The sequence below is a fragment of the uncultured Nisaea sp. genome (assembly GCF_963974195.1).
In the GTDB taxonomy this organism is placed as follows: Bacteria; Pseudomonadota; Alphaproteobacteria; order Thalassobaculales; family Thalassobaculaceae; genus Nisaea.
The window spans coordinates 1-2567 of the sequence record NZ_CAXBDC010000199.1; the positions used below are offsets into that span (position 1 = coordinate 1).

A 2567-nucleotide genomic window follows, 5' to 3' on the forward strand; every position below is an offset into this window, starting at 1 on the left:
CCGAGCCTCTCCGTGCGCGAACCGGTCGAGCCGCTTTACGATGCGGAAGAGATCTATGGCGTCGTGCCGGAGGATACCCGGACGCCCTATGACGTGCGCGAGATCATCGCCCGCATTGTCGATGGCTCCGAGTTCGATGAGTTCAAACCGCTCTACGGCACCACGCTGGTCACCGGCTTTGCCCATCTTTGGGGGTATCCGGTCGGGATCATCGCCAATAACGGTATCCTGTTCTCGGAATCCTCTCTCAAGGGCGCTCATTTCATCGAGCTTTGCTGCCAGCGCGGTATTCCGCTCGTGTTCCTGCAGAACATCACCGGCTTCATGGTCGGCCGGAAATACGAATCCGGTGGTATCGCCAAGGACGGTGCCAAGCTGGTGACGGCTGTTGCCTCGGCCCGGGTGCCGAAATTCACGGTCATCATTGGCGGCTCATTCGGAGCCGGGAATTACGGCATGTGCGGACGCGCCTATGGTCCCCGCATGCTCTATATGTGGCCGAATGCGCGGATTTCGGTGATGGGCGGCGAGCAGGCGGCGAGCGTGCTGGCCCAGGTGCGCCGCGATGGTCTCGAGGCGCGGGGCGAAAGCTGGCCCGAGGACGAAGAAGAAGCCTTCAAGGCACCGATCCGCGACCAATACGAGACGCAGGGCCATCCCTACTACGCCAGTGCCCGGCTGTGGGACGACGGGATTATCGATCCCGCCGATACGCGCACCGTTCTTGGCCTCTCCATTTCCGCTTCGCTGAACCGCGATATCGAGCCGACGAAATTCGGCATTTTCCGGATGTAACAGATGCACAGTGAATACACGCCCAAACGGCCCGAGAGTCTGCTCGTCGAGGACGCGGAAGGCATCGTCACCGTCACGCTGAACCGGCCGGACATCCACAATGCCTTCGATGAGATCCTGATTGGGGATCTGCATGGATTGTTCCGCTCGCTGGCTGACCGGGACGATCTCCTTGCCGTGGTTCTGACCGGTGCCGGAAAGAGCTTTTCCGCCGGTGCCGATCTCAACTGGATGAAGCGGGCGGCAGACCATACGCAGCATGAGAATTTTGAGGACGCGATGCGGTTCTCGAACATGATGGACGCACTCTATGAGTTGCCGATGACGACGGTCGCCAAGGTCAACGGCGCGGCGATGGGCGGTGGTCTCGGCCTTTGCGCCTGCTGTGATATCGCGGTGGCGACGGACAGCGCGCAATTTTCCCTTTCCGAGGTCCGGCTCGGCATTATTCCAGGGATTATCAGCCCCTATGTTATCCAGGCCATCGGTATCCGCGAATCCCATCGCTGGTTCCAGACCGGGGAGCGGTTTGGTGCGGCCGAGGCGTTGCGCATGGGGCTGTTGCATGGGGTCTGCACGCCCGATGCACTGGGGGAAGAGGTCGGCTCTATTCTCAGGGAACTGAAGAAAGGCGGACCAAAGGCCATACGGGCCTCGAAAACCCTGTTGCGGGAAGTCGCCGGACGCGAGCTTGACGATACGACCCGGCGGGAAACCGCGCAGCGGATTGCCGGTCAGCGGGCGACGCGGGAAGGCCGCGAAGGATTGTCGGCCTTCCTGGAAAAACGCAAACCGGACTGGATTGTCTGATGGCGGAGCGTCGCACCATTCGCACAGTGCTGATCGCGAACCGGGGCGAGATCGCCTGCCGGATCGCCCGAACGGCCCGTTCACTCGGCATCCGCACGGTCGCGGTTTATTCGGAAGCGGATGCAGCCGCATTGCATGTTGCCGCCGCCGATACGGCTTATTTTATCGGCCCGGCTCCGGCGGCCGAATCCTATCTCCGGATTGACCGCCTGATCGAGGCGGCAAAGGCGGCGGGCGCGGATGCGATCCATCCGGGCTACGGCTTCCTCTCTGAAAATCCCGAACTCGCACGCGCCTGCGCGGAAGCGGATATTCTTTTCATCGGCCCGGACGTCCCGGCCATTGAGGTCATGGGCTCGAAAGCGGCCGCCAAGGACATCATGGCGAAAGCGGGTGTGCCGCTTGTGCCGGGCTATCACGGTGCAGACCAGTCTGCGGAAACACTGGAAAAAGCGGCGGTAGATATCGGCTTTCCGGTGCTGCTGAAGGCGAGCGCCGGCGGTGGCGGCAAGGGCATGCGCGTGGTCGAGCGGGCGAAGGATCTGGCAGAGGGTATCGCCGCCGCCAAACGCGAGGCCGCGGCCGCTTTCGGTGACGACCGGCTGCTGATCGAGAAATACCTGACCCGGCCGCGTCATGTGGAGGTGCAGGTTTTCGCGGACCGGCACGGCAATGCGGTGCATCTTTTCGAGCGAGACTGCTCGGTTCAACGCCGTCACCAGAAGGTCGTCGAGGAAGCGCCAGCGCCGGGACTGGACGAGACCGTGCGCACAGCGATGGCGAAAGCGGCGATCGATGCGGCGAAAGCCATCGACTATGTCGGCGCCGGTACGGTCGAGTTCAATATGGACGAGGACGGCGCCTTCTATTTCATGGAGATGAATACCCGCCTGCAGGTCGAACATCCGGTGACCGAGGCGATCACCGGCGAGGATCTCGTCGCCTGGCAGATCCGGGGGGCC

Annotated in this window: 3 protein-coding genes; all 3 read left to right on the forward strand. The window is 62.5% G+C overall.

Annotated elements, in window-relative coordinates; all coding sequences use genetic code 11:
* The coding region (locus AAC126_RS22135; protein WP_339857619.1) for a carboxyl transferase domain-containing protein at positions 1-795 on the forward strand (795 nt) is incomplete at its 5' end.
* 3 nt (positions 796-798) lie between these two features.
* Positions 799-1605: an enoyl-CoA hydratase/isomerase family protein gene (locus AAC126_RS22140; RefSeq protein ID WP_339857620.1), complete on the forward strand. Its 807-nt coding sequence runs from the start codon at positions 799-801 to the stop codon at positions 1603-1605.
* Positions 1605-2567 (forward strand): biotin carboxylase N-terminal domain-containing protein (locus AAC126_RS22145; protein WP_339857623.1); only part of this gene is annotated, 963 nt, incomplete at its 3' end. The genes AAC126_RS22140 and AAC126_RS22145, both read left to right, overlap by 1 nt.